At 73.5% G+C, this 26049-nt stretch carries 25 protein-coding genes; 13 read left to right on the top strand and 12 right to left on the bottom strand.

From position 1 onward, the window contains the following. Window positions 1-299: 299 nt before the first annotated feature. Window positions 300-725, bottom strand: coding sequence for a gamma-glutamylcyclotransferase family protein (locus AC1Z4A_RS01310; protein WP_483675950.1), 426 nt, complete (start codon window positions 723-725; stop codon window positions 300-302). A gap of 65 nt (window positions 726-790) precedes the next feature. Here AC1Z4A_RS01310 and AC1Z4A_RS01305 point away from each other — a divergent pair, with 65 nt between their 5' ends. Genes AC1Z4A_RS01305 through AC1Z4A_RS01295 form a run of 3 tightly spaced genes read left to right on the top strand, consistent with a single transcriptional unit; the run spans window position 791 to window position 4645 of the window. Then, entirely contained in the window at window positions 791-3142 is a 2352-nt protein-coding gene (locus tag AC1Z4A_RS01305; RefSeq protein WP_483675949.1) for an FHA domain-containing protein, read from the top strand. 13 nt (window positions 3143-3155) lie between these two features. Continuing rightward, a complete protein-coding gene (locus AC1Z4A_RS01300; RefSeq protein ID WP_483675948.1) occupies window positions 3156-3695 on the top strand; it encodes an SH3 domain-containing protein in 540 nt (179 codons plus the stop codon). Continuing rightward, window positions 3695-4645 (top strand): serine/threonine-protein kinase, encoded by a 951-nt coding sequence (locus AC1Z4A_RS01295; protein ID WP_483675947.1) that lies wholly within the window; start codon window positions 3695-3697, stop codon window positions 4643-4645. Before AC1Z4A_RS01300 ends, AC1Z4A_RS01295 begins: the two co-directional genes overlap by 1 nt. Here the strand turns inward: AC1Z4A_RS01295 and AC1Z4A_RS01290 are convergent. Further along, window positions 4642-5973 carry a streptophobe family protein gene (locus AC1Z4A_RS01290; protein ID WP_483675946.1) on the bottom strand — a complete coding sequence of 444 codons (1332 nt, stop codon included), beginning with the start codon at window positions 5971-5973 and terminating at the stop codon, window positions 4642-4644. The genes AC1Z4A_RS01295 and AC1Z4A_RS01290 overlap by 4 nt on opposite strands. 554 nt (window positions 5974-6527) lie before the next feature. Between AC1Z4A_RS01290 and AC1Z4A_RS01285 the strand changes: the two genes are divergently transcribed. Together AC1Z4A_RS01285 and AC1Z4A_RS01280 are read left to right on the top strand one after the other, a co-directional pair. Further along, window positions 6528-7379, top strand: a complete 852-nt coding sequence (locus AC1Z4A_RS01285; RefSeq protein ID WP_483675945.1) for a DUF6777 domain-containing protein — start codon at window positions 6528-6530, stop codon at window positions 7377-7379. 10 nt (window positions 7380-7389) lie between these two features. After that, window positions 7390-8148 carry a DUF998 domain-containing protein gene (locus AC1Z4A_RS01280; protein ID WP_483675944.1) on the top strand — a complete coding sequence of 253 codons (759 nt, stop codon included), beginning with the start codon at window positions 7390-7392 and terminating at the stop codon, window positions 8146-8148. A gap of 39 nt (window positions 8149-8187) precedes the next feature. Here AC1Z4A_RS01280 and AC1Z4A_RS01275 read toward each other — a convergent pair whose 3' ends face one another. The 5 genes from AC1Z4A_RS01275 to pqqA are packed head-to-tail and all read right to left on the bottom strand — an operon-like array spanning window position 8188 to window position 12047. Next, a complete protein-coding gene (locus AC1Z4A_RS01275) occupies window positions 8188-9783 on the bottom strand; it encodes a hypothetical protein (protein WP_483675943.1) in 1596 nt (531 codons plus the stop codon). Then, a complete protein-coding gene (gene pqqE, locus AC1Z4A_RS01270; protein ID WP_483675942.1) occupies window positions 9780-10847 on the bottom strand; it encodes a pyrroloquinoline quinone biosynthesis protein PqqE in 1068 nt (355 codons plus the stop codon). The genes AC1Z4A_RS01275 and pqqE overlap by 4 nt, the downstream gene beginning before the upstream one ends. After that, window positions 10840-11163 (bottom strand): pyrroloquinoline quinone biosynthesis peptide chaperone PqqD, encoded by a 324-nt coding sequence (pqqD, locus tag AC1Z4A_RS01265; RefSeq protein ID WP_483675941.1) that lies wholly within the window; start codon window positions 11161-11163, stop codon window positions 10840-10842. The genes pqqE and pqqD overlap by 8 nt, the downstream gene beginning before the upstream one ends. 6 nt (window positions 11164-11169) lie before the next feature. Further along, a complete protein-coding gene (pqqC, locus tag AC1Z4A_RS01260; protein ID WP_483675940.1) occupies window positions 11170-11886 on the bottom strand; it encodes a pyrroloquinoline-quinone synthase PqqC in 717 nt (238 codons plus the stop codon). A 2-nt stretch (window positions 11887-11888) separates the two neighbouring features. Next, window positions 11889-12047: a pyrroloquinoline quinone precursor peptide PqqA gene (gene pqqA / locus AC1Z4A_RS01255; RefSeq protein WP_483675939.1), complete on the bottom strand. Its 159-nt coding sequence runs from the start codon at window positions 12045-12047 to the stop codon at window positions 11889-11891. 211 nt (window positions 12048-12258) lie between these two features. On the opposite strand from pqqA, the gene AC1Z4A_RS01250 reads away from it, so the two are divergent. Continuing rightward, window positions 12259-13290 (top strand): SDR family oxidoreductase, encoded by a 1032-nt coding sequence (locus AC1Z4A_RS01250; protein ID WP_483683470.1) that lies wholly within the window; start codon window positions 12259-12261, stop codon window positions 13288-13290. After that, entirely contained in the window at window positions 13280-13876 is a 597-nt protein-coding gene (locus AC1Z4A_RS01245; protein ID WP_483675938.1) for a TIGR03086 family metal-binding protein, read from the top strand. The genes AC1Z4A_RS01250 and AC1Z4A_RS01245 overlap by 11 nt, the downstream gene beginning before the upstream one ends. Before the next feature lie 9 nt (window positions 13877-13885). Here the strand turns inward: AC1Z4A_RS01245 and AC1Z4A_RS01240 are convergent, their stop codons facing one another. Beyond that, window positions 13886-14425 carry a type 1 glutamine amidotransferase domain-containing protein gene (locus AC1Z4A_RS01240; RefSeq protein ID WP_483675937.1) on the bottom strand — a complete coding sequence of 180 codons (540 nt, stop codon included), beginning with the start codon at window positions 14423-14425 and terminating at the stop codon, window positions 13886-13888. Then, a complete protein-coding gene (locus AC1Z4A_RS01235) occupies window positions 14422-16233 on the bottom strand; it encodes a thiamine pyrophosphate-requiring protein (RefSeq protein WP_483675936.1) in 1812 nt (603 codons plus the stop codon). Before AC1Z4A_RS01235 ends, AC1Z4A_RS01240 begins: the two co-directional genes overlap by 4 nt. A gap of 146 nt (window positions 16234-16379) precedes the next feature. Between AC1Z4A_RS01235 and AC1Z4A_RS01230 the strand changes: the two genes are divergently transcribed. Both AC1Z4A_RS01230 and AC1Z4A_RS01225 read left to right on the top strand, forming a co-directional pair. Continuing rightward, on the top strand, window positions 16380-16550 hold the full coding sequence (locus tag AC1Z4A_RS01230) for a hydrophobic protein (protein ID WP_483675935.1): 171 nt from the start codon (window positions 16380-16382) through the stop codon (window positions 16548-16550). Between the two features lie 129 nt (window positions 16551-16679). Beyond that, window positions 16680-17171, top strand: a complete 492-nt coding sequence (locus AC1Z4A_RS01225; RefSeq protein WP_483675934.1) for a hypothetical protein — start codon at window positions 16680-16682, stop codon at window positions 17169-17171. Window positions 17172-17174: 3 nt separating this feature from the next. On the opposite strand, the gene AC1Z4A_RS01220 is transcribed toward AC1Z4A_RS01225, so the two are convergent. After that, on the bottom strand, window positions 17175-18647 hold the full coding sequence (locus tag AC1Z4A_RS01220; protein ID WP_483675933.1) for an MFS transporter: 1473 nt from the start codon (window positions 18645-18647) through the stop codon (window positions 17175-17177). Window positions 18648-18839: 192 nt separating this feature from the next. Between AC1Z4A_RS01220 and AC1Z4A_RS01215 the strand changes: the two genes are divergently transcribed. After that, window positions 18840-19529 carry a L,D-transpeptidase family protein gene (locus AC1Z4A_RS01215; RefSeq protein WP_483683469.1) on the top strand — a complete coding sequence of 230 codons (690 nt, stop codon included), beginning with the start codon at window positions 18840-18842 and terminating at the stop codon, window positions 19527-19529. 4 nt (window positions 19530-19533) lie between these two features. Here the strand turns inward: AC1Z4A_RS01215 and AC1Z4A_RS01210 are convergent, their stop codons facing one another. Beyond that, the gene (locus AC1Z4A_RS01210) at window positions 19534-20553 is read right to left on the bottom strand and encodes a zinc-dependent alcohol dehydrogenase family protein (protein ID WP_483675932.1); all 1020 of its coding nucleotides are present in this window, start codon (window positions 20551-20553) and stop codon (window positions 19534-19536) included. Between the two features lie 118 nt (window positions 20554-20671). Here AC1Z4A_RS01210 and AC1Z4A_RS01205 point away from each other — a divergent pair, with 118 nt between their 5' ends. From AC1Z4A_RS01205 to AC1Z4A_RS01195, 3 genes are all read left to right on the top strand, one after another. After that, window positions 20672-21529: a universal stress protein gene (locus tag AC1Z4A_RS01205; RefSeq protein ID WP_483675931.1), complete on the top strand. Its 858-nt coding sequence runs from the start codon at window positions 20672-20674 to the stop codon at window positions 21527-21529. Window positions 21530-21605: 76 nt separating this feature from the next. Continuing rightward, the gene (locus AC1Z4A_RS01200; RefSeq protein ID WP_483675930.1) at window positions 21606-21827 is read left to right on the top strand and encodes a hypothetical protein; all 222 of its coding nucleotides are present in this window, start codon (window positions 21606-21608) and stop codon (window positions 21825-21827) included. Beyond that, on the top strand, window positions 21824-23758 hold the full coding sequence (locus AC1Z4A_RS01195; protein ID WP_483675929.1) for an aKG-HExxH-type peptide beta-hydroxylase: 1935 nt from the start codon (window positions 21824-21826) through the stop codon (window positions 23756-23758). Before AC1Z4A_RS01200 ends, AC1Z4A_RS01195 begins: the two co-directional genes overlap by 4 nt. Here AC1Z4A_RS01195 and fxsT read toward each other — a convergent pair. After that, the gene (gene fxsT, locus AC1Z4A_RS01190) at window positions 23663-25876 is read right to left on the bottom strand and encodes an FxSxx-COOH system tetratricopeptide repeat protein (RefSeq protein WP_483675928.1); all 2214 of its coding nucleotides are present in this window, start codon (window positions 25874-25876) and stop codon (window positions 23663-23665) included. The genes AC1Z4A_RS01195 and fxsT overlap by 96 nt on opposite strands. Window positions 25877-26049 lie beyond the last annotated feature (173 nt).

Raw genomic sequence — 26049 nt, 5'->3', positions numbered from 1 at the left:
CTTTCAGCGCCCTTTGTCATGAGGGCGGTTCGGGCACGCCCGAACCGCCGCGCGCACGTGCTGCGGCCCTGCCGCACCACGGGGACCTGTGGTCCCGTGGAAGACAATGCACGCATTGGCATGCCCATGAAAAGAGGTAAATCCCCACCGGTCGAACAGTTGATCAGGAGTTAACAAAGCCTCAACAGAGCGTGACCAGGAGGGGACTTCCCGTCCAACTGTTCCAACTGGCATGAATGACGGGGCAACGCCCGCTCAGGTTGCCCCAGTCGGTGAATCGTTCAGTATGTGAGACAGCGTCAGGTCGTCGGCCAGTCGCCGCCGGGAACCGGAGTCCCCTCCTCCAGGAGCCGCCGCGCCACCCGCTCCGCCGCCAGGTATACCCATGCACGGACCGCGCCTCCGCCCTCGACCAGGACCTCGCACACGACGCGTTCGTAGAGGTTCCGGGGATCGCCCGGGCGGTGCCCCTCCAGCTCGTCGAGGGCGGACAGCACCGCCGCGTAATGCTCCGGAACGAGCACGACCAGCTCGCCGCGGACCTCGCCGCCCCTTCCGGCCACCGCGTACGGATACCCCGGCCCCTCGTACAGCTCCGCGCCCCGCAGCCGCGCGGGCACCTCGGCGACCGTCCGGCCGCGCAGGAAGCGGTCGTGGTTGTGCCGCCCCGGGCGCAGCGTCCCGTACACGAAGACGGGCAGCCGCCCGCCGTCCTCCCCCGTCACCCGGGGCTCCCTTCGCCACCGCCGCCGAAAGGCGCGCCATGCCGGTCCGCCGTAAAATTACCTGTATGGGAGAGCGGTCGGTCGTGCCCTCCGCCCCCTCCGCCCCCGAACTCGTCGTCGAGGCCGCTGGCGGCTCGCAGGTGATGAGTCCGAGCCGGGTCTACCACGTGGGGCGCGACCCGTCGAGCGACATCGTGCTGCGCGACGATCGAGTCTCGTGGCACCATGCGGTGCTGCGCCCGGTCGAGGACCACTGGACGCTCGAGGACATCCACAGCACCAACGGCACCTATGCCGGCGGCCGCCGCGTGCACTCCGTGGACGTGGGCCCCGGCAGCGTCGTCCGCTTCGGTAACCCGGCCGACGGCCCGGCCGCCGTGGTGACCGGCGCCCGGCAGCGCCCCGCCGACCGGCCGTCCGCCGTCTCCCACCCCTCGGGCACCTCGACCTTCCGCCGACCCACGTCCGTGCGCCCGCTGCCGGTGCGCACCGTGCGGATCGGCCGCAGCCACGACAACGACGTGATCGTCGACGACCTCGTCGTCTCCCGGCACCACGCCGAGCTGCGCGCCCTGCCGGACGGCGGCTACGAGATCGTCGACCTCGGCAGCCACAACGGCACCTACCTCAACGGCAGCCCCGTGCATACCGCCCTGGTCCGCTCCGGCGACATCATCGGCGTGGGCCACTCCGCGTTCTGCCTGGTCGGCGACGAACTCCAGGAGTTCGTCGACACCGGAGAGATCTCACTCGACGTCCAGGACCTGACCGTGCAGGTCGACAACGGCCGCAAGACGCTCCTGGACGGCGTCTCCTTCCCGGTGGGCGCGAAGAACCTGCTCGCCGTGGTGGGGCCCAGCGGCGCCGGCAAGTCCACGCTGCTCAACGCGCTCACCGGACAGCGCCCGGCCGACCGTGGCGCGGTCCTCTACGACGGACGCGACCTCTACCGGGACTACGCGGAGCTGCGGGCCCGCATCGGGCTCGTACCGCAGGACGACATCCTGCACACCCAGCTGACCGTGCGCCGCGCCCTGCGCTACGCCGCCGAGCTGCGCTTCCCCGAGGACACCGCCAAGACCGAGCGTGAGGCGCGGGTCGAGGAGGTCATCCGCGAACTGGGCCTGGAACAGCGCGCCGACCAGCCCATCCACAGCCTCTCCGGCGGCCAGCGCAAGCGGGTCAGCGTGGCACTGGAACTGCTGACGAAGCCCTCGCTGCTCTTCCTCGACGAGCCGACGTCCGGCCTCGACCCGGGCATGGACCGCTCGGTGATGAACATGCTGCGCGGGCTCGCCGACGACGGCCGCACCGTCATCGTCGTCACCCACAGCGTGCTCAGCCTGGACGTGTGCGACCGGCTGCTGGTCCTCGCGCCCGGCGGCCGCACGGCCTTCTACGGGCCGCCGGGGGAGTCGCTGCCGTTCTTCGGCTTCCCCCAGTGGCCAGAGGCCTTCGAGGCGTTCGAGAACGACAAGGCGCGCGACTGGGCGGGCGAGTACCGCTCCTCCGGCGAGCACGGCCGGTACGTCGCCGCCGCGACGGAGCAGCCGCACCTCGGCGGGGAGGCCGCTCCGGCGCCCGCGCCCGAGCCGGTCAAGGGCCAGAGCTGGGGCGGGCAGCTGTGGACGCTGATGCGGCGGTACGCGGCCGCACTGACGTCGGACCGGACCTTCCTGGTCGTGATGGTCGCGCTGCCGTTCGTGATGGGCGGGATGACGCGGGCACTGGCACAGGGCAAGTTCACGGACAGTACCGCGACGCCCGCACTCTTGGTGCTGTGTGTCGGCGCGGTGTTGACGGGGGCGGCCAACGCGGTGCGTGAACTCGTCAAAGAACGGGTGATCTACCAGCGGGAACGGGCCGTCGGCCTGTCCAGATCGGCGTATGTGACATCGAAGATCCTGGTTCTGGGCTTGATCACTATTGCCCAGGCGATCGTCCTGACGCTGGTTGCGCTCTTCAAGGTGGAAGTCAACGCGCCGGATGGCAAGGGAGTGCTGCTGCCGCCGCTGATCGAGATCATCCTGGCTGCGGCACTGCTGTCGTTCACGGCCATGATGCTGGGCCTCCTCGTGTCCGCGCTTGTGCGCAAAGAAGAAGTCACCATGCCGCTGCTGGTGTTCATCGCTATCGTCCAAGTCGTCTTCTGCGGCGCCCAGCTCCAGCTCTACGGCAATGCGGGACTGGACCAACTGTCGTGGCTGGTGCCCTCGCGCTGGGCCTTCGCCGCTATGGCCGACACGATCGATCTGCACCGTCTCGTGCCGGGAAAGCAATATGCCGACCCGCTTTTCCACCACACCGTCGGCATGTGGCTGCTCAACATGAGCATGATGGTGCTGCTGTCTGTCGTCCTCGGCCTCCTCGTTGCGCGCCTGCTGCGCCGCCACGAGCCCGCCATCATGCGGAAATGAACGGAGCCGGGAAGTGAACCAGGCAGGCGCGGACTTCTCGCCCACCCACGTGGTGCCCGGAAACGGTCTGCACACCTGGACCGGGCCCGACGCCTCCGTTCCCTCCGACCCCCTGGATCCGCTGCTGCCCGTACAGCTGCTGAGCCGGCGCGGCGACTGGGGGCAGGTGCTCTGCTCCAACGGCTGGTCGGCGTGGGTGGACGCCCGGCTGCTCGTCGCGCTCCCGCAGAGCCCGCCGCTCGCGGGCGGGCCGCTCGTGCGCACGGCCGACGCGCGGAAGCTGCTGGCCGGGGCCGAGGAGGCGCTGGGGCGCTACCGGCGGGCCGTGGAGGACCTGGCGGCGGGGCGGACGGACGGCGAGACGTTCGCCCGTGCCACGCACGGGCTGCGGATCGGCGTGGTCGTCGAGGGGGACAAGGTCTGGCTCTACGACGCCGAGCGCGATCACTGGTGCTACTGCGACGGCACCGCGATGTCGGCCTTCGCGACGCCCGGCCCGCCCGAGCCCGCCCCGCCCGAGCCCACCCGGATCGACCGGCCCGGTGACCGGTGATGGCGGCCGACGACGGCCTCACCCGCCCGGACGACACCCTGGGCGGCGGGCCCGCCGGGCTGATCGGCCACCGCATCGCCCACTTCCGCGTGGAGAGCGAACTCGGCCGGGGCGGCATGGCCGTCGTCTACCGCGCCACGGACCTGAACCTCGGCCGCATCGTCGCGCTCAAGCTGCTCGCGCCCGAACTCGCCCGCAACGACAGCTTCCGGCAGCGCTTCGTGCACGAGTCCTGGGCGGCCGCCGCCATCGACCACCCGCACATCATCCCGGTGTACGACGCCGGCGAGGTCGAGGGCGTCCTCTTCATCGCCATGCGCTACGTGCCGGGCCCGGACCTCGGGGCCCTGCTCCGCCGGAGCGGGCCGCTGGCGCTGCCGGACGCCTGCCGGATCGCCGGCCAGGTCGCCTCGGCCCTGGACGCCGCCCACGCCCACGACCTCGTGCACCGGGACGTGAAGCCGGGCAACATCCTGGTGGACAAGGGCACCGACACCGACCACCCCGAGCACGTCTACCTGACCGACTTCGGGCTCACCAAGAAGGCGCTGTCCCTCACCGGCCTCACCCATGTGGGCCAGGTCGTCGGCACGGTCGACTACATGGCGCCGGAGCAGGGTTCCGGCAAGCCGGTCGACGGGCGCTGCGACGTCTACAGCCTGGCCTGTGTGGTGTTCGAGCTGCTCGTGGGCACGCCGCCGTTCCCGCGCGAGAACGAGATGGCGGTGCTCTATGCCCATCAGTACCATTCGCCGCCCCGGATCTCCGAGCGCCTGCCCGGGCTGCCTCCGGCCGTCGACGACGTGCTGGCGAAGGGGCTCGCCAAGGCGCCGGACGAACGGTACGGCAGCTGCCTGGAGTTCATCGGCGCGCTGCGGCGGGCCGGCCGGGGACGGACCGACGGGCCGCCGCCTCCGCCGCCGGACTGGGCGGCTCCGGTCTTTCCCTAGGACCCGCCCGGACCGCCCGTCGGGCCGGATGCGCCGTCCACCTCGCCCCGCCGCCGCACCCGCGATGCCAGCAGCCCGCCCGCAAAGCCCGCCACCAGCCCCCACAGCAGCCCGAACCCCGCCAGCCGCGGCAGTTGTGCCCGCAGCGAGACCTCGCCGCCGAAGTCGCCGCCCAGGTCGCCGATCCCGAGCAGCGACAGGCCGTAGCGGGCCGAGACGCGGGTGAGGATCCCCACCACGAGCAGGGTCACCGCCAGGGCCAGGGCCAGCTGGACCGCGTGGTGCCAGGGGCGGGTGCCGGCGGGCGAGCGCACGGCGGTGACGAAGCCGGCGGCCAGCAGGGCCAGCGCGGCCAGGACCACCAGCAGCCAGGCCCGCCCGTCGTGTGCCGCGAGCGAGGAGACCGTCACCGTGGCCGGACCGCCTCCGTCCTTCTCCCGCAGCACCGCCGCCAGGGCCTGGGGCACGGGCAGCCCGATGGGGTGCGGGACGTGCCCCTCCCACGCGCCGCCCAGCCCCACGCCGAAGCCGATCCAGGCGAGGTTGGGCAGGCCCAGCAGCAGGACCGCGAACGTCTCCGGCGTGTGGCCGCGGGTGAACGCGACGACCACGCCGGCCACCAGCCCCAGCACCACATAGGCCAGCAGCACCACCAGCATCGCGAAGGCCGCCGGGCGGACCGGGTCCTGGAAGCGCAGCAGCCGTGACGGCAGCGGCGTCTTGCGGGAGACGGCCGTGGCCACGGCCAGCAGCACCAGTAGCCACAGCAGTCCGAGGCCCAGCGTGCGGCCCACGGCGACCCGGAAGCCCACCGTCGGCGTCGCGCCCAGCACCCCGCCGAGTTCGTCGAGGAACTCGTCGCCCACGCTGATGGTGAACGTGTGCCGCGCCGCGAGCGCGATCAGCAGCAGCGCGATCAGCCAGACGACCGCCGTGCGGGCGGCCCTCGCCAGCAGCCCGGTGCCGCTCGCCACCGCGTGGTGGCGCAGGGGCCGCAGGAAGACCACGGCCAGGGCCAGGGCCCCGGCCAGGGTCACCGACAGGGGGACCACGGCCAGGCCCGCACCCGTACGGCCCAGGAAGCCCGCACCGCCCGACAGTTCCACCGTGCCGCCCACGGCCGTCACCACGGTGGCCGCCAGCACGGAGGGGAAGGCCCCGCCGGGCAGCCCGCCCGCGCCCGCGGCCCACAGGCCCAGCGCGGCCGTGGCGAACATGGCGGCCAGCCCGGCGGCCACGGCGGCGAGCGCCTCCCCCCAGGCCCGCAGCTCGCGCGGCACGGCGCCCGGTCCGGACGGTCCGGGAGGGGACGTCGGTGGCTGGCTCACGCTGTCTCCGGAACTCGTCGGCGGCGCCGCTCGGCTGCGGTTCAGCCCAACGTAAGCCAGCCACCGGTGCACCACCCGTCGGCGCGGGCGGCCGGGGGACGCGGGGCGCACGTGACCCGTACGCCCGCTTGCGGGCGGCGCGGGTCTGGTACACACAATGAGCGCAGGGGCGGTGAAAACCGAAGAAAGTCGGATAAAGCTGAAAAAAGCTGAAGAAGGCCGAAAAGGCTGAGAAACAGCAAGAAAATCCGTAAGCGCCCCAGCGTAGGAGAAGGGCCGTGTCGTCCGAACCGCCGTCAGGAAACCGTCCCACCGGTCCGCCGCCCGGCCCGCTGCCCGGGCGCGGCGCCGGGCCGTCCGGCCCGTCCCGCCCTTCCGAACCCTCGGAGGCGACCCGACCGGACCTGACCGCTCGGCCCAGTGGGCCCTCCGGACCGAAACAGCCCCCCGGGCCGCCCGCCCCGCCCTCGAAAGACCGCGGCGGCCCCGAGAAGGGCCCCGGCGGCGGGCGTCCGCCCTGGTGGCGGTCCAGGAGCGCGATCGTCGCAGGGGCCGTGGTCGTCGCCGCCGGAATCGCCGTGTTCCTGCTGCGCCAGGGCGGCGGCTCCAACCAGGTCCTCCTCCAGGCCGCCTCGGCCCACGGCAAGGACCCCTTCACCTCCTCGACGGCCCAGGGCACGGCCTACACCAGCCGGGCCGGCGGCGGCCGCAACGTGCAGGGCGGCACGAACGGCCTCTACGGCGGCACCCGCAACAGTTCGAGCTGCGACGTCGAGCGCCAGATCGGCTACCTCAAGGAGAGCCCGGAGAAGAGCCGCGCCTTCGCGGGCGTGGTCGGCGCCCAGGAGGACGTGACCCAGTACCTCAGGAAGCTGACGCCCCTCCAGCTCGGCTACGACACGCTCGTCACCAACCACGGCTGGAAGGACGGTTCCGTCACCAGCTACCAGGCCGTGCTCCAGGCGGGCACGGCCGTGCTGGCCGACGAGCGCGGCGTGCCCAAGGTGCGCTGCTCGTGCGGCAACCCCCTCTCGGGACCCGTCGCCGTCAACGGCACCCCGAAGGCCAAGGGGGATTCCTGGCACGGGTACCGGGCCTCCGACTTCGTGGTGATCACGGAAGCCGGCTCGGACCTCGAGTACTTCACGGTCTACGACCCCGAGACCCAGGAGTGGTTCGAGCGGCCGGTGGGCACCACGGGCGACCAGGACCGGTCCGTGACCACAACCCCCAAGCCCGGCCTGCCCACGAGCCCGGCCAAGCCGAGCACCACGCCCCCGCCCGCGAGCACCCGGCCGGTCAAGTCGCCGTCCCCGTCCCCGTCGACGTCTCCGCCGACGTCGATGGTGTCCACCCCACCGCCGCCCGCACCCGGCTACGGCATGCCCCTCCGCGGCCGGAACTGAGACCGGGACCATGCCCGAACCGACCGCCGCCGTGCGCCGGTCCGCCGCCGACCCCGGCGCCCGGCGGCGGACCGCCCCGCGGGACGCCTGGGCCCCGCTGCTGCTGACCACGGCCGCGGTGGTCTACAACGACTGGGTGCTGGAGTTCTTCCTGCCCACGGGCCTGGACCCCCGGCACTCCTACGTCAGCGAGCTGTACGCCGCCGACCAGCCGTTCCACGTGCTGTTCGGCAGCATCGAGGTCGCCGCCGCCGTCCTGGTGGTGGCCGGGGCGCTGCTGGCCCGCAGCCCGGCGGACCGCGGGCCCGCGGCGGCCGGCTGGTGGTCGCTGGTCGCCTTCGGCGTCTCCTCCGTGGCCGATGTGGTCGTGCCGATGCACTGCGCACCCTCGGTGGAGCACCCCTGCGAGGCCGTCAACCCGTGGCACACGACCACCAGCGCCCTGGTGCACGCCGCGCTGTTCGCCTCGATGGCGCTGCTCATCCTCGCAGCGCGCCCGGGCCGCCCGCTGTGGCCCGCGGTCGGCCGGCTGGGGCCCTGGGTGCTCGCCACCGCCATGACGACGGCCTTGGCCACGGTCGGGCCGCTGTTCGGGCGGCCCGGCTGGCACGGGGTGCCACAGCGGGCCCATCTGGTGCTGGTGGGCGTGTGGTTCGTGCTGCTGGCGGCGGCTTTGCGGGCGGATGCCCGGCGGCGGGCGACGGGGGCCCCGGGCTCGGAAGCGGCCGGAGAGGCGGCCGACGGGGTCGCCCGGCCGACGGCGAGGTGACGGACCGGCAGCGCGTCCCCCTCGTCCGGCCCGGACCACTCAGTCCAGCAGCCCGTACACCTGGAGCGCCCCGGAGAAGGTGGGCACGTACACCTTGCCGTTGGCGACGGTCGGCGGTGCGAACTTCGCGAACTTGCCGACGTCGTCCCGGGCGGCGTTCATCTTGCTGTTCCACACCTCCTGCGTCAGGTCCGCCGCCCGGTAGGCCCGCAGGATGCCGTCCACCACCGCCTGGTTGGCGTTCTCCCGGTAGGGGTGGCAGGCCCACACCAGGCCCGAGTCGGGGTCGCCGCCGTCGGCCGAGACCGAGAGCATGCCGCCGGGCATGCCGGATGACCCGCCCGGCACCCCGCCGGGGTCCGTGGTCGTGCTCGTCGAGGCCGGGGCGGTCGTCAGCAGGCCGCCGGAGAAGCGGTAGGCGCGCAGGAAGGCGTTCTCGGGCCAGACGTACGTCCAGGGGCCGCCGGGGAAGTCCCAGTAGACGGCGCCGCCGTGGATGTGGTGGCTGACCCCGTCCGGCTGCACGACGAAGAAGCTCTGCGGGATCTGGCTGTCCGAACCGGCGTGGAAGCGGCCCATGTCCGCGGTGTCCAGCAGGTAGAACTTGCCCTCCTTGCCGCCACCGAGGAGCAGGCGGGTGCCCGGGATCAGCAGCGGGCCCGCCGAGCCCAGGTCGGCGTCCGCGGCGTCCAGCGCGGCGTTGTTGAACGGGGAGAACCAGTCCGCGAGCGTGAGGTCGGGGCGGAGCTTGACGACGCTGTCGCCGAGGTTGGAGCCGTCGGTGCGGAAGCCGCCGTTCCCGGTCATGAAGTACAGGCAGCCGGCCTCGTCCACGGCGAGCCCCTGGCCGGCCTGCCAGATGCCGCCCAGGCCGGTGTCGGGCGTGGTGATGTACACGCCGGCGGGCTGGAGGCTCGCGGCGTCGAAGGCGATCACCCAGCCGTGGTAGGGCCGCTTGTCCCCGTATGCGGCGAAGGCCGCGTGCACGCGGCCGTTGGCCAGGGTGAGCGCGGAGCGCTGGATCTGCCGGTTGCTGGTGAAGGCGATCCGGCCGTTGACACTGCCCTCGCCGCTGCCCGGTACGGACGCGGTGATCCGGACCGGCCCGCCGAGCCGCTCGCTGCCGGTGCGCGTGTCGAGGGCGTGGAGGCTGTGGTGGTAGCCGTCCTGGTCCTTGGTGAAGGCGACGGCGTAGAGGACCTGTTGCGCGGTGTCGATGACCGGGGTGCTGACGATGCCCACCTCGACGGAGATGTCCTTGTAGCCCGCCGGACCGACGTTGGGGTCGGGCAGGGGGACCGAGGGGCCGAGCGAGGCGTGCCACAGCGGGGCCGAGGCGGCGGGGTCGTCGGCGTCGAAGGCGTAGACGCTGTTGTGCATCGTGGCGACGTAGACGACGTTGCGCCTGCCCTTGCCCGGCAGGTCGGCGCCGCCGAGGTAGAGCGGCTGGGCGTAGACGTGCCCGTCGACCGCCCGGCTGAAGAGCCTGCCGAAGCCGTCCGGACGGACGTTCGCGGGGCGCAGCGTCACTTCCCGGAGGTTGGCTCCGGTGCGGCGGTTGTCGTTGTGCTGTGTGGTGACCGTGAGGGGGACGGACGCGGGTGGGCCGGCGGGGGCCGGTGGCGGCAGGGTCATCGGCGGTCCTCCTTCGCGTCGTCGTTCCGGTCTGCTGCGTCCCGGACGATCGCGGTGACCAGGGCGTGGTGCGGGGAGAGCCGGCACGCCGGATCCGTCGCGGCGGCGTCCCCGGTGAGCTGGAACGCCTGGCAGCGGCAGCCCCCGTGGTCGATCTCCTTGCGCGGGCAGCTGCGGCAGGGCTCGGCCATCCAGTCCGTGCCGCGGAACCGGTTGAACGCGGCGGAGCGGAACCAGATGTCGGCCAACGCGGCCGTGCGGGTACTCGGTACGTCGAGGTCCGGGATCTGTGCTGCTGCCGGGCAGGGCAGCACGTCGCCATTGGGCGCGACGGTGAGCTGGCGGCTGCCCCAGCCGTGCATGCAGGGCTTCGGCACGCCGTCGTGGTAGTCGGCCGTCACGTATACGATCTCCAGCCGGCCGGCCAGGCGCTGCCGGGCCGCCTGCACCAGCGGTTCGACCCGGTCGAGCTGCTCGCGGGTGGGCAGCAGCGCCCGGCGGTTGCGCAGCGCCCAGCCGTAGTACTGCGTGTTGGCCAGCTCGAGGCGGTCCGCGCCGACGCTCAGGGCGAGGTCGACGAGGGCCGGGGCGCGCTCGATGTTGGCGCGGTGCAGGACCGCGTTGACGGTGAGCGGCAGGCCGGCCTCCTTCACCCGCACTGCCGCCGCGAGCTTGCGCCGGTGTGCCCGGCCGCCCGCGATGGCGTCCGCTCCCGCGGCCTCGGCGTCCTGCACGCTGATCTGCACATGGTCGAGCCCGGCCGCCACCAGGCCGGCCAGCCGCGCGGGGGAGAGGGCCTGGCCGCCTGTGATGAGGCCGGTGTAGAGGCCGAGGCGATGGGCGTGCCGGACGATCGCGGCCAGGTCGCGGCGCAGCAGGGGTTCCCCGCCCGACAGGTGGACCTGGAGCACGCCCAGCTCCCGGGCCTCGTCCAGCACCCGGCACCACTGGGGGAGCGTCAGCTCCTGGGCGTAGGCGTCGAGGGCCACCGGGTTGGAGCAGTACGCGCAGTGCAGCGGACAGCGGTAGGTCAGCTCGGCCAGCAGTCCCAGCGGCCTATCCATCGGAGGGCTCCGGCCCGGAGCGGTCCGGTGGACCGGGGTGCGGCGGCGCGGGAATGGGCTCGATCAGGCGCCGCTCGGCCAGCTGGGCGAGGAAGGACCTGACGTCCTGGGCCACCACCAGCTCATACGTCCTGGACAGGCGCTTGACGATGCCGCCGACGTCGGTGTCGCCGTCGCAGAGCGCCACGACGGCCGCGCCCGTGGCATTGAGGAGCAGCACGCCTTCCGGGTGGAGGAGCACGCTCACGTCCCGCACGGGGTCGTGGCCGAGGCGGACGCCGCCGCGCAGCTGCCAGCGGACCCCGTCCCCGCTCATGGCAGGTCACCCCGCCCGGCCCGCGTGCTCGATGGCGTCGAGCATGCTGTGGAGCACGTCGCACTTGAAGGCCAGCGCCGCCAGGGCGGCGTCCTGCTCCCGGCGCGTGGTGCAGGAGGCGGTGACCAGGCCGAGGGCGTGCTCCGCGTCGGAGGAGGCCGTATCGGGCCGGGCCCTGTGGTAGCCGTGCCCCGAGGGAAGGACCCAGGGGTAGTAGGTGCGCAGGGCGACGAGGCGCTCGCGCATCAGGGCGGGGGAGAACAGCTCGGTGAGCGAGGAGGCGACGGCCTCGGTCCACGGGCGGGTGCGGGCGAAGTGCACATAGGCGTCGGTGGCGAAGCGCACTCCGGGCACGACATGGCGCTCGTCCAGCACCTCGGCGCGGCTGAGACCCGCGGCCTCCGCCAGGGCCAGCCACTCGGCGTGGCCGCCCTGGCCCTCGGCGGTGCCGTCCTGGTAGACGATCCGCTGCAGCCAGCGGCGGCGCACCTCGGGCACCGGGCAGTTGGCGACGATCGCCGCGTCCTTCTGCGGCAGGCACTTCTGGTAGTACCAGCGGTTGGCGATCCACCGGCGCAGCTCCTCGCGGGTGAGGTCGCCCCGGTGCAGGCGCAGGTGCATCGGGTGCCGGTGCCAGTAGCGCTCGGAGTGGGCGTACAGCGCGGCCGTGAAGTCCGGGACCGTGAACGGCTCGGCGCTCTGCGTCGGCGCCGGGCCGGTCATTCTCACCACCGGCCGGCGTAGGCCGTGACCTCGGCCGGGAGCGCGATGTCCGTGAAGCCGGGCGGGAGCCAGGCGAGGCGGGGGGCGCTCTCCGGGGCCGGGGCGGGAGCGTGGTCGGCGGCGGGCTCGGGCGCCCGGTCGGTGGCGGCAGCGGTCGTCATGGGAATCCCCCTTCTCCGAGTACGGCCGGACGTGGCCGGTTCACTCGTCCCGGTTACCAGGGTCCGCAATGCCCGGGCCCGGCCACAATCGCCGGAACGGGTGAACCCCGTCGCCGGGGCGCCCCGCCCCTGCCGACTCCCGCCCACCCGCCCTGTTTACCGCCGGCCGGCCCGGGTACTCGGCGGCGGTGACGAAGAGGAACGTACGGTGCTGAAGAAAAACAAGCCGTCGGTCGTGGTGGTGACCGGCGCCAGCGGCGGCGTGGGCCGGGCCACCGCCCGGGCCTTCGCCGAGCGCGGCGCGAGCGTCGCACTGCTGGCCCGGGGCCGCGCCGGGCTGGAGGCCGCGGCCGAGGAGGTCCGGGCGCGCGGCGGCATGGCGCTGCCGCTGACCGTGGACATGGCCGACCACCGGGCCGTCACCGCCGCGGCCGACCGCATCGAAGAGGTGTTCGGCCCGGTGGACGTGTGGGTCAACAACGCCTTCACCGGGCTGTTCGCGCCCTTCGTCGAGATCGAGCCCGACGAGTTCCGGCGCGTCACCGAGGTCACCTACCTGGGCTATGTGTACGGCACCCACGCCGCCCTGTCCCGCATGCTCCCGCGCGACCACGGCACCATCGTCCAGGTCGGCTCGGCGCTCGCCTACCGCGGCGTCCCCCTGCAGTCCGCGTACTGCGGCGCCAAGCACGCCATCCAGGGCTGGAACGAGTCCCTGCGCTGCGAACTCCTCCACCAGCGCAGCAAGGTCCGCACCACCATGGTGCAGCTGCCCGCCGTGAACACCCCGCAGTTCGGCTGGGTGCTCTCCCGCATGCCGGGCCGTCCCCGGCCCATTCCGCCGGTCTACGAGCCCGAGCTGGCGGCCCGGGCCATCCTCCACGCCGCGGCCCACCCGCGCCGCCGCGAGTACTGGGTGGGCACCAGCACCGTGGCCACCCTCCTGGTCAACGCCGTCGCCCCCGGCCTGCTGGACCGCTACCTCGTCCGCACCGCCTACGCGGCCCAGCAGCGCCCCGAGCCGGTCTCCGAGATGTCCCCGGTGAACCTCTGGCACCCGGTCGACGGCAACGGCGGCCACGACTACGGCGCGCACGGCGACTTCGGCGCCGGCGCCCGGCTGCACGGCCCCCAGCTGTGGCTCTCCGAGCACCGCAACGTCCTCGCCGCCGGCGCGGCGTTCGCGGCCGCCGCCATCACCGCCGCCCGCTCCCGCACGGACCACGGCCGCCATGACCACTGACCGGCTCTCCGACTCCCGGCGGCGCACCCTCCTCGCCCGGCACGGTGAGGCGCTCGACCTGTTCACCGACCGGGTGCACGCCATCCGCCCCGCCCAGTGGCACGCGCCCACGCCCTGCACCGAGTGGACCGTGCGCGACCTGGTCAACCACCTCGCCGTCGAGCAGATGTGGGTGCCGTACATGCTGGACGGCTCGACCGTCGACGACGTGGGCGACGCCCTGGACGGCGACCGGCTGGGTCAGCACCCCACCGCCGCCTGGGACCGCGCCGCCGAGACCGCCCGCGAGGCGTTCCGCGCCCGCGGTGCCCTCGGCCGGACCGTGCACCTCTCCTACGGCAACAGCGCCGCCCACGCCTACTGCGCGCAGATGATCGCCGACCTGGTCGTGCACGCCTGGGACCTCTCCCGCGCGATCGGGGCCGACGAGCGGCCCGCCAAGGCCCTGGTCGACTTCACCCGGCACGAGGTCGAGCCGTACGCGGGGGCCCTCTCCGGCTCGGGCCTGTTCGCCGCTCCGGTGGAGCCGCCGCCGGGGGCCGACGCCTGGCAGCGACTGCTCGCCCAGCTCGGCCGCGAGCCCTAACCGCGCGGCTCAGGCGCCCTTGCCCAGCTCGGCGACGAGCGCATCGCAGAACGCGTCGAGATCGCCCGGCCTGCGGCTGGTGATCAGGGTGTTCGGCCCGGCCGTGCACACCTCGACCTGCTCGTCGACCCACGAGCCGCCCGCGTTCTGGATGTCCGTGCGCAGGCTGGGCCACGACGTGAGCCTCCGGCCGCGCAGCACATCGGCCTCCACGAGCGTCCAGGGAGCGTGACAGATCGCCGCCACCGGCTTTCCCGCGCCGAAGAAGTCCCGGACGAACGCCACGGCCCGCGCGTCCATGCGCAGGAAGTCCGGATTGGCCACCCCGCCGGGCAGCACCAGGGCGTCGTACTCCGCGGCCCCCGTCTCGCCCACCACCTCGTCCACCGGAAACGTGCCGGCCTTGTCGAGGTGGTGGAACGCCTGCACCGTGCCGGGCTTCGTCGAGACGAGCTGCGGGGTGCCGCCCGCGTCCTGCACGGCCTTCCAGGGGCGGGTCAGCTCGATCTGCTCGACGCCCTGCGGCGCCACGAGGAACGCGACCTTCATGAACCGTCCTTCCCGTCTTTCCCGTGCCCGCCCGGCAGGAACTCCTGGATCTTCGCCTTGAAGCCCTGCCGGATCATCGCCTTGCGATCCGTGTCGCCCTTGAGGATGGCCGCGGCCGTGGACTCGATCTGGTCCCAGTCCGCGTGCGGCGGAATCGGCGGCACCGCCGGGTCCGTCACGAACTCCACCACCGCCGGCCCCTTCGCGGCGAGCGCTTCCCGCCAGGCACCGGCCACCTCGTCCGGCTTCTCCACCCGGATGCCGGTCAGCCCGATCGAGCGCGCGAACTCCGCGTACGAGACGTCCGGCAGCTCCTGCGAGGGCAGGAACTGCGGGGAGCCGCCCATCGCCCGCAGCTCCCAGGTCACCTGGTTGAGGTCGCGGTTGTTCCACACACCCACGACCAGGCGCGGGTCCTCCCACTGGTGCCGGTACTTGGCCGCCGTGATCAGCTCCGCCATGCCGTTCATCTGCATCGCCCCGTCACCGACCAGCGCCACCACCGGCCTATTGGGATGCGCGAACTTCGCCCCGATCGCATACGGCACGCCGCACCCCATCGTCGCCAGCGTCCCCGACAGCGAGCCGCGCATCGTCCCGCGCATCTGGATGTGCCGGGCGTACCAGTTGGCGACCGAACCGGAGTCCGAGGTGAGGATCGTGTCGTCCGGCAGCAGAGGCGACAGCTCCCGCGCCACGTGCTCGGGGTTGACGGGGTGGGCGCTCACCGCAGCCCGACGCTCCAGCATCCCGTGCCAGCGCTCGACCCCGGCGATGACCTGGCTCTGCCAGCCACGCTTGTCCTTGCGCTCCAGCAGCGGGATCAGCCGCAGCAGCGTGGTGCGCGCGTCACCGATCAGATTGACCTCGTACGGGTAGCGCAGCCCGGCCCGGTGCGGGTCCAGCTCGATCTGCACGGCCCTGGCCTTGCCGTACTCCGGCAGGAACTGCGAGTAGGGGAAGTTGGAGCCGACCGTCAGCAGCGTGTCGCAGTCCCGCATCAGCTCGTACGAGGGACGGGTGCCCAGCAGCCCGATCGAGCCGGTGACGTAGGGCAGTTCGTCGCTCAGCACGTCCAGGCCCAGCAGCGCCTTAGCCACCCCCGCGCCCAGGATCTCGGCGACCTGCTCGACCTCGTGCCGGGCCCCGGCCGCGCCCTGCCCGGCCAGGATCGCCACCCTCTCACCGGCGTTGAGGATCGCCGCGGCCCGGCCCAGCGCCTCGTCCGAGGGCACCGCCTGCCAGCCGCTGCGGTCCAGGCTCGAGGGCACCATCTTGAACGCGTGGGTGGGCGGCGTGTAGTCCAGCTCCTGCACGTCGGCGTGGACGATGACGGCCGTGGGCGCGCGGCGCGCATAGGCGGTGCGCACCGCCCGGTCGACCACGTTCGGCAGCTGCTCGGGCACGGTCACCGTCTCGACGAAGTCGGAGGCCACGTCCTTGAACAGGGTGTGCAGGTCGACCTCCTGCTGGTACGAGCCGCCCATCGCGGACCGGGCCGTCTGGCCGACGACCGCCAGCACCGGCACGTGGTCGAGCTTGGCGTCGTAGAGGCCGTTGAGCAGGTGGATCGCGCCCGGGCCCGAGGTGGCGGCGCACACCCCCAGCCGTCCGCTGAACTTGGCGTAGCCCACCGCCGCCAGCGCCGCCGTCTCCTCGTGCCGCGCCTGGATGAACCGCGGCTGGTCCCCGGCCCGCGCCCAGGCCGCCAGCAGTCCGTTGATCCCGTCACCCGGATAGCCGAAGACCCGTTCCACGCCCCACTCGCGCAGCCGCGCCAGGATGTAGTCGGAAACCTGGTCAGTCATGCCGCACCTCTCCACGTCTCGCCCGGCCGCGCGCGGCGCCTGGACGCGGGAGGGGTAACCCCTGGGCGGTGAGTCGAAACCTCACGGCGGTCCGTCGAATGGCTCTTTTCCGGCCAGGGAATGCATAGGCCGGGAAGGAGTCGGAGATGGTGCTGCTCGTTCTTGTCCTGCTGCTCGCCCTGATATTGGGGGGAGCTGGCTTTGCACTCCATGTGATCTGGTGGATCGCGATGGCCGTGCTGGTGGTGTGGGTGCTGGGGTTCGTCTTCCGGGGAAAGGGATCCGACGGAAGGAAAGGCCGCTGGTATCGCTGGTGAAAAAGTGAGTCCGTGAAGCCGGGGCGCCGGATGTCACCTCGGATAGCATGCGATATCCGAGGTGATAAACGGACGTGACGAGCCGTCACTACCACCGGCGCCCCGCGACGGAGGAACAAAGGCGATCCGATGAGCACCGACGCGCACCAGCACTGGCAGGACCTCCAGGTCTGCCGCCCCGGCGACGTCCCGCCGGCCACGCCGCTGACGTGGCTGGCCGAGAAGCACCAGCAGCACGCCGACCGGCTGACCAGCCGTCTGCTCCCCGCCGGCGTCCCGCACGAGGCCGAACGGGGCACGGCCGCCGACGCCCTCGCCGTGCTCGCGCTGCGCGAGGCCGTCCGCCGCGAGATGGAGTACGGCCGCGGTGCCCACATCCGCGACGCCCTGCAGCTCGGCGCCACCTGGAACGAGGTGGCGGCCGCGCTCGACATCGCCCCCGACGAGGCCCGCGAGGCGCTGCGCACCTGGGCGGAGTGCCAGCTTCACCTGTACACCGCCTCCGAGGAACGGGGCGAGCAGCCACTCGGCCTCAGCGCCGAGCAGCACGCCGCCGTCCTGTCCCTCACCCGGCTCGCCGACGACGAGCCGCCCGCCGGGCCGCCGGATGCGGGCCGGTGACCGTCAGCCGGCCGAGCGCCCCCGCCCCTCCCCGAGGAGCACTGCGGCGAGCACGGCCGTCAGGAGCAGCAGGCCCGCGACCCAGCCCAGGGCGCTGGTGAAGCCGTGCACCGCCGCCCGGTCGGCGGAGCCGGGGTGGGCGGCGAGGTAGTTCGAGGCGGTGCTCGCCGCGAAGGTGTTGAGGACCGAGGTGCCGATGGCGCCGCCCATCTGCTGGGCCGTGCTGACCGTGGCCGAGGTGACCCCGGCGTCCCGGGGGTCGACGCCCGCCGTGGCGGTGGCCATGGCCGTCATCATCGTCGCGCCCATGCCCATGCCCGTCAGCACCAGGCCCGGCAGCACGTGCGTGGCGTAGGGCGAGCCGACGCCGACCCGGGTGAGCACGAGCAGCCCGGTGGCGGCCAGCAGGAGTCCCGGTACGACGACCAGGCGCGGTGCGACCAGGGGCAGGAGCCGGGCGGCTATCTGGGTCGAGCTGATGATCATCGCGGCCGTCAGCGGCAGGAAGGCCAGCCCCGTCCGCACCGCGGACCACCCCTGCACGACCTGGAGGTAGTAGGTCATGAACAGGGACATCCCGAACATGGCGACCGGTGCCAGACCCGCCGTCAGGAACGCCCCCGCGCGCCGCCGGTTCCGCAGCACGCGCAGCGGCAGCAGCGGGTGCGGGGCGCGGGCCTGCCGCAGGACGAACAGCAGCAGGAGCAGCGCGCCGCCGCCCAGCATGCCCAGCACCAGCGCGTCGCCCCAGCCCCGCGACTCGGCCTCGCTGCACCCGTAGACGACCGCGACGAGCCCGCCCGTGCCCAGCACCGCGCCCACCAGGTCCAGCCGGCCGCCGGTGCGCCCGGCGGGGTCCCTCAGGAGGAACGTTCCGCCGATGAGGACGGCCACCTCGAAGGGCACGGCGATGTACATGGACCAGCGCCAGTTCAGATACTCCGTCAGCACGCCGCCCACGAGCAGCCCGACCGCGGAACCCGCCCCGGCGATGGAGCCGAAGATGCCGAACGCCCTGCCGCGCTCCTTCGGATCGGTGAAGGTCGTCGTCAGCAGCGACATGGCGGACGGGGTCAGCAGCGCCCCGAACGCGCCCTGGAGCGCGCGCCCGGCGAAGAGCATGCCCGCCGATCCCGCGGCGCCGGCCAGCATGGAGGCGGCTCCGAAACCGGCCACGCCGAGGAGGAAGGTGCGCTTGCGGCCCATGAGGTCCGCGATCCGGCCGCCCAGGAGCAACAGGCCGCCGAACGCCAGGGCGTAGGAGGTGATGACCCACTGCCGGGCGCCGTCGCCGATGCCCAGGTCGGCCTGGGCGGACGGCAGGGCGATGTTCACGACCGTGCCGTCCAGCAGGACGATCAGCTGGGAGAGGCCGAGCACGGCCAGGCCCCACCAGCGCCGTGGGTCGGGGCCGGGCTCGGTGCGCGCGGCCGCGGCCGGGCGTGCTGCGGTTCTGATGGCGGTGAGCTGAGCCATGGCGGAGGTTCCCCCTGTGGTGCCGTGCCGTGTCGATTCTTCGTCACCGTAAAACCTCAAGTCGACTTGAGGTCAAATGGTGCACAGGGGTTTCATCCGTGGCCGGATCGAAGGGGTGTGCGGCAGCTCGTGGGCAACCAAAGTCAGGCGTCAACGGTCCTGCAGTTCATGACAAGTTCACCCAGAAAGTCGATGGCGCGCCGCCTGGGCGTGCTCCTGGGGGCGGCCGGGCTCGCCCTGCCGCTGACGGTGGCACTGGACGGCACCGCCCAGGCGGCGCCCGCCTCCTGCACCGCCGCCACCGGCCCCTACCAGAAGGAAGCGGAACGGTTCCTCGGCAGGCCGGTGGACGGCAGGCAGTCGGCCGCCGACTGCCGGGCCGTCCGCGCCTTCCAGCTCGACCACGGCATCAGCCCGGCCATCGGCTACGCCGGGCCCGTCACCTGGGGCGTGATGGACCTCGTCACCCAGCAGAAGGCAGCCGGCAGCAACCCCAACAAGGCCGGCAAGTGCCCCACGAACAAGGGCCGCATCGCCTGCGTCGACCTGACCCGCCAGCTGAGCTGGATACAGGACGGCCCGCGGCTGAAGTTCGGCCCGGTGCCCATACGTTCGGGCCGGGACGGCTACGAGACGCGCACCGGGCTGAAGAAGGTCTACTGGCGGGACGTCGACCACTGGTCGACGCTCTACAAGGTCCGTATGCCGTACAGCCAGTTCTTCGACCGCGGGCAGGCCTTCCATGCCATCGAGGGCAACGTCTGGTCCCCGCCCGGCTCCCACGGCTGCGTGAACATGCGCAGCGGCGACGCCAAGACGTACTGGTCGCTGCTCAAGTACGGCGACGCCGTCTACGTCTACGGGAACAAGCCCGGCACCTGACCGGTCAGCCCGGCACCAGCACCGCCGCCCCGGTGACCCGGTCGGCCGCCAGGTCCGCGAGCGCGTCGTCGGCCCGGCCCAGCGGATAGGGCTGGACGTGCACCCGAGGCGGGTGCCGGGCGACCTCGGCGAGGTAGGCGCGGCCGTCGGCCCGGGTGTTCGCGGTGACGCTGCGCAGGGTGCGCTCCTGGAAGAGGTGGCGCTCGTAGGCCAGCGCCGGGATGTCGGTGAGGTGGATGCCCGCCACCGCCAGTGTGCCCCCGCGGTCCAGCGCCTCCAGGGCCACCGGGACGAGGCCGCCGACCGGGGCGAACAGGATCGCCGCGTCGAGCGGCTCGGGCGGCGCGTCCCGGGCGTCGCCCGCCGAGGCCGCGCCCAGCTCCAGCGCCAGCCGCCGGGCGCCCTCGGCCCGGGTGAGCACGTGCACGGTGGCGCCCCGGGCGATCGCCAGCTGCGCGGTCAAGTGGGCGGAGGCGCCGAAGCCGTAGACGCCGAGCCGGCCGCCCGGCGGCAGCTCGGCCCGCTCCAGCGCGCGGTAGCCGATGATGCCCGCGCACAGCAGCGGGGCCAGCTCCTCGTCGGACGGACCCTCCGGCAGGCCGTAGGCGTAGCGGGCGTCGACCACGGCGTGCTCCGCGTAGCCGCCGTGGACGTCCCACCCGGTGTAGCGGGAGGCCGGGCAGAGGTTCTCCCGCCCGGCCCGGCAGTACCGGCACGTCCCGCAGGTGCCCGCCAGCCAGGCCGCCCCGACACGGTCGCCCGGTACGAAGCCCCGCACCTCCGGCCCGGCGGCCAGCACCCGGCCGACGATCTCGTGGCCGGGCGTGCGGTGCGGGGCCCGCGGCGGCAGGTCCCCCTCGGCCAGGTGCAGGTCCGTCCGGCACACGCCGCAGGCCCGCACCTCCACCAGCAGCCCGTACGGCCCGAGCGGCTCCAGCGGGCGCTCCACGCGGCGCAGGGGCCGCTCCGCGGCCGGGGCGGTGCGCTCCACCACCCAGGCCGTGGTCGTCGGGGGCGCGGTCATCTGGCTCACCTCCGCTCGCTGCCTCCACCCTGCGCCCGGGCCGCGAGCGCGGCAAGGACCGACACTGGAAGGGGGAGCGTCGGCCCACAGCCCCGCGGACCGGACGGAGGCGGTCGCCATGGAACGCGCACCCATCACCGCAGGACTCGACGGATCGCCCGAGAGCCTTGCCGCGGCCCACTGGGCGGCCGCCGAGGCCGACCGCCGCGGCCTGGCCCTGCGCCTGCTGCACGCGTGGATCCTGCTGGCCGCGGAGTCGGCGGGCGCCCCGGCCGGGGACGACCAGGACTACTGGGCCAAGCGCATCACGTACGCCGCCCGGACGGAGGTCCACGACCGCTTCCCCGGCCTGACGGTCGTCGAGGAGCTGGTCGCCGAGGAGCCCTCGACCGCGCTGCTGAACGTCGCCGAGCGGTCGACCATGATCGTCCTCGGCTCCCGTGGTCTGGACCGCCTCCAAAGCTTCTTCATGGGCGACGTGGCCCTGCACGTCGCCGGGCGGGCCGAGCGGCCCGTGGTCCTGGTGCGCGCCGGGATGGAGCCGCACCGCGAGGCCGGTGTGGTGCTGGGCATCGGCCTCGAGAAGCCCTGCCCGGACCTGTTCGAGTTCGCCTTCGCCGAGGCCGCCGCCCGGGCCGTGCCCCTGCGCGTCCTGTACGCACGCCCGCTGCCGGTCCAGGCGTACGCACCCTGGGGCGTGGACCCGGACGTCGCCAAGGAGATCGGCCAGGAGGCCGAACGGGAGCTGACCGCGGCGCTGCGGCCCTGGTGCGAGGCGTACCCGGAGGTGGCGGTGCTCGACACGATCCGGCTGGAGAGCCCGGCCCGGGCCGTCGTGCGGGCCGCGAAGGGCGCGGACCTGCTGGTCGTGGGCCGCCGCCGGCATCGTCCCGCGCTGGCCCCGCGGCTCGGCGCGGTGGCCCAGGCGTGTGCCCACCACGCGCCCTGCCCGGTCGCGGTGGTACCGCACGACTAGCCGGGCGCGCCATGGGCGCCAACTGCGCCCGGGCGCAGGGCTTTTCCTGCCGGAGAGCTTCCGTCACCATGGCGGTATGGCGTACAGCGAGGGAACCACCGGAAGCCTGCGGTCGGACCTCATCGATCTGTCGGGCGTGTCCTTGGACGAACTGCGAGAGGTGAGCGGCCTGCCGGGGGCGCTCACCGCCCTGCGGGGACGGCTGGCCGACACGGCCGCCCCCCTGAACCAGAGCGAGGCGGCCGCCCGCTGCGGGGGCGTGCCGTGGCCGCGGGCCGGGGCCAGCCCTGACAGTTGATCAGCGTCGAACCCTTCCGGCCGGCGCTGCGGACCCTTTCGGCCGTTGCCACCGGTGAGGTGGACGACGCGGACCTCGCCCTGCTCGCGGCGGCGCAGCGGAGCCGTCTGCTGCTGGCGCTCACCGCCCTCGTCGAACTCGCCGGACACCCGGAGGAGGGGCGGCCCCGCCACCTCGCGCCGCCCACCCGCCCCGCGGCGGCCTGGGCGCTGCTGTGCGCCGCGCAGCGCGCCCGCCCGGAGGCCGTGGAGGACGTCCTGCGCGATCCGACGGTGGGAGCCTGGGCATACCAGCTGCTGCGGCGGCTGGTGCACGGCACGGTGGCCGCCCCGGCGGACGCCCCGCCGTGGGCAGGGACCACCCTCCTCGGCTCGCTCGCGGCGGCCGCCGCGATCCGCGCGGGTACCCGCTGCTCCCTGCTGGTCCCCGCCCGGCGGGGGCGGCTGTGGCTGCCCTCCTTGGGGCTGACCGGGCAGGTCGGCCGGGGCGACTGGGCGGTCGCGGGCGTGGAGTGCGGTCCCCGCGGGGCGGTGGTCTTCGGTGACGGCGGTTCGGTCCGGTTGCCGGACGACCTGTCGTGCCCCGCCGAGGGCTGGTCCCCGCTGCCGCGGATCGGCACCGGGGACGGAGCTGCGGACGGGGTGGCGGACGTGGTGCTGGACCACCTGTCCCCCTACCGGGACTACCGCTCCCCGGGCGACCCCATGGAGCTGCCGCCGGAGACGCTCCGGCGCTGGCGCCTGCTGGCCGGGGCCTCCTGCGAGCAGCTGCGCCGCGGATATCCCGCCGCCCATCGCATGGTGTCCGGCACGGTCCGGTCGCTGGTGCCCGTCGAGGCGCCCAGCGCGCTGCAGCCCGTCAGTGTGTCCGTACCGGACGCCTACGGCATGGTGGTGATGTCCCTGCCGGAGGACGCCCCGGCGCTGGCCGCCACCCTGGTTCACGAGGCGCGCCACCAACTGCTCTGCGCCGTCGACCATCTGACTCCGCTGTTCGCCCCGCCGCGCGACGGCCCCGAGCCGCTGTACTTCGCCCCGTGGCGCTCGGACCCCCGTCCCCTGCGCGGACTGCTCTACGGGGCCCACGCCTTCGCCGGGGTGACGGAATTCTGGCACGGCCGCCGCCCCCTGGACGGGGCGCGCGCCGACTTCGAATTCGCCCTCCACCGCTGGCAGTTGCGCACTGCGCTGGCCGCTCTGTGCAATGCCACCGGTTTGACGGAGGCCGCCGGGCACATCGTCGCGGCGCTGGCGGCGTCGTCGCAGTGCTGGTGGTCCGAGCCGGTGACCGGCGCGCCGGGACGGCTCGCGGAGCTGTGCTGCCGGGACCGGTGGGCGGCCTGGCGGGCGGCGCACCTCACGGTGGCGGAGGACGACGTCGGCGAGCTGGTCCGGCGCTGGTCGGCGGGGGGCCCGCCGCCCGTGCTCCTGCCCGCCGCGCACCCGGTGGCGAACAGGCCCGGCCCGCGCTGGGGCGCCAGGACCTGGCTCGCCCGCCTGTGGTGCACCGACCGGCGGGTGTTCGACAGCGTGCGGACCGGCCTGGGGGCGGGGACGCTCGACCCCTGGGCGGCGGAGGGAGCCACTGCCGCCGACGCGGCCCTCGTGGCCGGGGACGTCCGGGAGGCGGCGGAATGCTTCCGGCAGGTGGCGGCGACACCCGCCGCCTGGATCGGCATCGGGCTGGCGGAGGCAGGGACGCCCTCGCTGCTCGTGGAGCGCCCCGAGCTGGTCCTGGCGCTCCACACGGCCCTGGTGACGGGCGGTGCGCGGCCGGCCGGGCCCGAGGAACTGGCCCGGTGGCTCGGCTCCCGCCCCGCCGCCGGGCAGGCCGGGTCAGAGGCTCAGCATGTCGACGTCGCAGTTGCCCCGCAGGGAGCGGACCGCGTTCAGGGTGGCCCGGTGCTCGGGACCCAGCACCTCGCGGAATGAGACCAGCACCTTGTCGTACATCTCCTTCGCCCCGGCCGTGTCGCCCAGGGCCTTGCGGTCGTAGGAGAGGTTGAGCCTGATGGCCAGCGTCTCGGGGTGGGACTCGCCGCGGGCCGCGGTGCTCCGCTCCAGCAGTTCTGTGCCCATGTCGTGGGCCTGCCGGGTCTCGCCGAGGGCGGCCAGGTCGCTGGCGAGGTTGGTCCTGGCCAGGAGTGTGCGGGGGTGGTCCGGACCGAGCCCTCTGGTCAGTCCGCGCACGGCCAGCTCGTCGAGTTCGCGGGCCTCGGCGATCCGGCCGAGCAGCCGGAGGGTCACCGCGAGATTGGTGGCCGTGGCATAGGTGTGCGGGTGCTCCTCGCCCATGAGCTCGCGGCACCGGTCCATGGTCTGCCGGCCGAGTTCCGCCGCCTTCTCCAGGTCGCCGGACTGGCGGAGGTCGGTGGCGTGGTTGAGGGAGGCCCAGGCGATGCCCTGCATGTCGTCCGTGCGCTGGGTGCGGTACAGCTCCACCACCTGGGAGGAGAGCACCAGCGCGCCGTCGTGGTCGCCGAGCTTGCGGCGGACGACCGACAGCTCGCGGGTCACCCAGGTGGTCAGCGGGTGCTCCTCGCCGAGCATGGAGACGGCCTTCTCCCGCAGTTTCTCCTGCCCCTCCAATGCGGTGCGGTAGCGGCCCAGCTCCTGGAGGTCGATGTAGACGCAGTGCAGGCTCAGCAGGGTCTGCATGTGGTCGTCGCCCAGCACCTCGACCCTGCGCTGGTAGGTGTCCTCGTCCAGCCGGTACGCCTCCTCGAGGTCGCCCGAGAGGCGGAGGCTGACGGCGTAGTTGTGAGCGGCTGCAAGGGTGCTCGGATCGTCGGCGCCGAACTCCCGCAGCGTCGTCCGGTAGGCCTGCTGGTCCATTTCGCGGGCGCGGTAGAAGTCGCCGCGGGCCCGGAGCAGGATGGCCAGGAAGCTCAGCGCGCGCTGGGTGGCCTCGTGGCGCTCGCCCAGGACCCTGCGGCAGCGCTCGACCAGCTCGGACTGGAGTTCGTACGCCTCCTGGTACCGGTCCCGCCAGCGCAGGGTCTGGGCCCGGGCCTGGTCCGCCGCGATGACGTGCTCGTGGTCGGTGCCGAGCGCGCGCCGCCAGATGGCCGCCGCTTCCTCGGAGACCTCCAGCGCCTCGGCGTAGTCGCTGCGGGCGATGAGGAAACGGGCCTCGTTGAGCACCAGTTCGCGGGCCCAGGGGTCCTCGCACTCCACCATTCCGGAGGCCCGCACATGGGGCAGAAGGGAGGAGTAGCGGGGCCAGTCGAGGGAGCGCTGGGGGTTCCTGGGGTCGGCGTTGGCCAGGATCTCGTGCGCGCAGTGGCGCATCTCGGCGCGTTCCGCGCTGTTCATCTGCTCGATGAGGACGCGCTGCACCAGCCGGTGGACCTGGATGGTCGACTTGCGGTGGTCGATCCGGGCGAGGGCGTAGCGCCCGATCTCGCGGACCGCGCGGCCGAGCCTGATCGGATCGTCCAGGGTGGCGCGCAGCGCGGGGGGCGCCGCCACTCCGCGCACCGCGGAGAAGAGGTCCCAGTCGATCGGCTCGGGCGCGAAGAACGCGCAGACCTGGAGGAGCTGGAGGGCCGCGGGGTGGTCCTCGCGGAGGCGGTCCAGGGAGACGTTCCACGCGGCCGCGACCGGCAGGTCGTAGTCGGCGGGCGGATCGACGCGGAGCAGCTCGGCGTACTTGGTCTCGAACAGGTCGAGGTACTGGTGGACGGGCATGCCCGTCTCGGCGAGCCAGACGGCGGCCTGTTCCACGGCCAGTGGCAGGTCGCCGAGCGAGTCGGCCAGCCGGTCGGCGGCCTCGTCGGCGATCTGCGGGCTGCGCCGCCTGATCAGCGAGACGCTCTCCTCGCGGGCGAAGACGTCGACCTCGAGTGAGCTGGCCAGGTTTGCCCACTGCGCATTGCGGGATGTGACCATCACCCGTCCCGGTCCGTGGTTGGGGAAGAACTGCCGGACGTCGTTCGGATTCTCCGCGTTGTCGAAGACGAGCAGCCAATTCGCGTAGGGCTTTCCGACCCGCAGTGCTTCCAGGACTGCGGGTACCGCGCCTCGGTCGGCGCCTGCCCGCAGACCCATTTGTTCCCCGAGTTCGACGAGAGATTAGGGTGTCGGAGCCCGGCTCGGGGCCGAGCAGGGGGCGGAGGCGGATGATGAGGTAGTCCGGCGGGCTCCAGACGTCGGCGCGCTCGCGGCCCGGGGCGCTGCCGGACGGTGCGGGCAGCGGGGCGTCGGACGGGGGCTGCGGGTCG

Source organism: Streptomyces sp. 17_S59 (assembly GCF_056930295.1).
Note: the sequence above shows the minus strand (reverse complement) of the source record. Positions and strands in the feature narration are given on the sequence as shown.

Coding starts and splice junctions, on each gene's coding strand:
- AC1Z4A_RS01305 (WP_483675949.1), top strand. CDS start 791: ATGGGAGAGCGGTCGGTCGTGCCCTCCGCCCCCTCCGCCCCCGAACTC.
- AC1Z4A_RS01295 (WP_483675947.1), top strand. CDS start 3,695: ATGGCGGCCGACGACGGCCTCACCCGCCCGGACGACACCCTGGGCGGC.
- AC1Z4A_RS01280 (WP_483675944.1), top strand. CDS start 7,390: ATGCCCGAACCGACCGCCGCCGTGCGCCGGTCCGCCGCCGACCCCGGC.
- AC1Z4A_RS01275 (WP_483675943.1), bottom strand. CDS start 9,783: ATGACCCTGCCGCCACCGGCCCCCGCCGGCCCACCCGCGTCCGTCCCC.
- pqqE (WP_483675942.1), bottom strand. CDS start 10,847: ATGGATAGGCCGCTGGGACTGCTGGCCGAGCTGACCTACCGCTGTCCG.
- pqqD (WP_483675941.1), bottom strand. CDS start 11,163: ATGAGCGGGGACGGGGTCCGCTGGCAGCTGCGCGGCGGCGTCCGCCTC.
- pqqC (WP_483675940.1), bottom strand. CDS start 11,886: ATGACCGGCCCGGCGCCGACGCAGAGCGCCGAGCCGTTCACGGTCCCG.
- pqqA (WP_483675939.1), bottom strand. CDS start 12,047: ATGACGACCGCTGCCGCCACCGACCGGGCGCCCGAGCCCGCCGCCGAC.
- AC1Z4A_RS01245 (WP_483675938.1), top strand. CDS start 13,280: ATGACCACTGACCGGCTCTCCGACTCCCGGCGGCGCACCCTCCTCGCC.
- AC1Z4A_RS01240 (WP_483675937.1), bottom strand. CDS start 14,425: ATGAAGGTCGCGTTCCTCGTGGCGCCGCAGGGCGTCGAGCAGATCGAG.
- AC1Z4A_RS01235 (WP_483675936.1), bottom strand. CDS start 16,233: ATGACTGACCAGGTTTCCGACTACATCCTGGCGCGGCTGCGCGAGTGG.
- AC1Z4A_RS01230 (WP_483675935.1), top strand. CDS start 16,380: ATGGTGCTGCTCGTTCTTGTCCTGCTGCTCGCCCTGATATTGGGGGGA.
- AC1Z4A_RS01225 (WP_483675934.1), top strand. CDS start 16,680: ATGAGCACCGACGCGCACCAGCACTGGCAGGACCTCCAGGTCTGCCGC.
- AC1Z4A_RS01220 (WP_483675933.1), bottom strand. CDS start 18,647: ATGGCTCAGCTCACCGCCATCAGAACCGCAGCACGCCCGGCCGCGGCC.
- AC1Z4A_RS01215 (WP_483683469.1), top strand. CDS start 18,840: ATGGCGCGCCGCCTGGGCGTGCTCCTGGGGGCGGCCGGGCTCGCCCTG.
- AC1Z4A_RS01210 (WP_483675932.1), bottom strand. CDS start 20,553: ATGACCGCGCCCCCGACGACCACGGCCTGGGTGGTGGAGCGCACCGCC.
- AC1Z4A_RS01205 (WP_483675931.1), top strand. CDS start 20,672: ATGGAACGCGCACCCATCACCGCAGGACTCGACGGATCGCCCGAGAGC.
- AC1Z4A_RS01200 (WP_483675930.1), top strand. CDS start 21,606: ATGGCGTACAGCGAGGGAACCACCGGAAGCCTGCGGTCGGACCTCATC.
- fxsT (WP_483675928.1), bottom strand. CDS start 25,876: ATGGGTCTGCGGGCAGGCGCCGACCGAGGCGCGGTACCCGCAGTCCTG.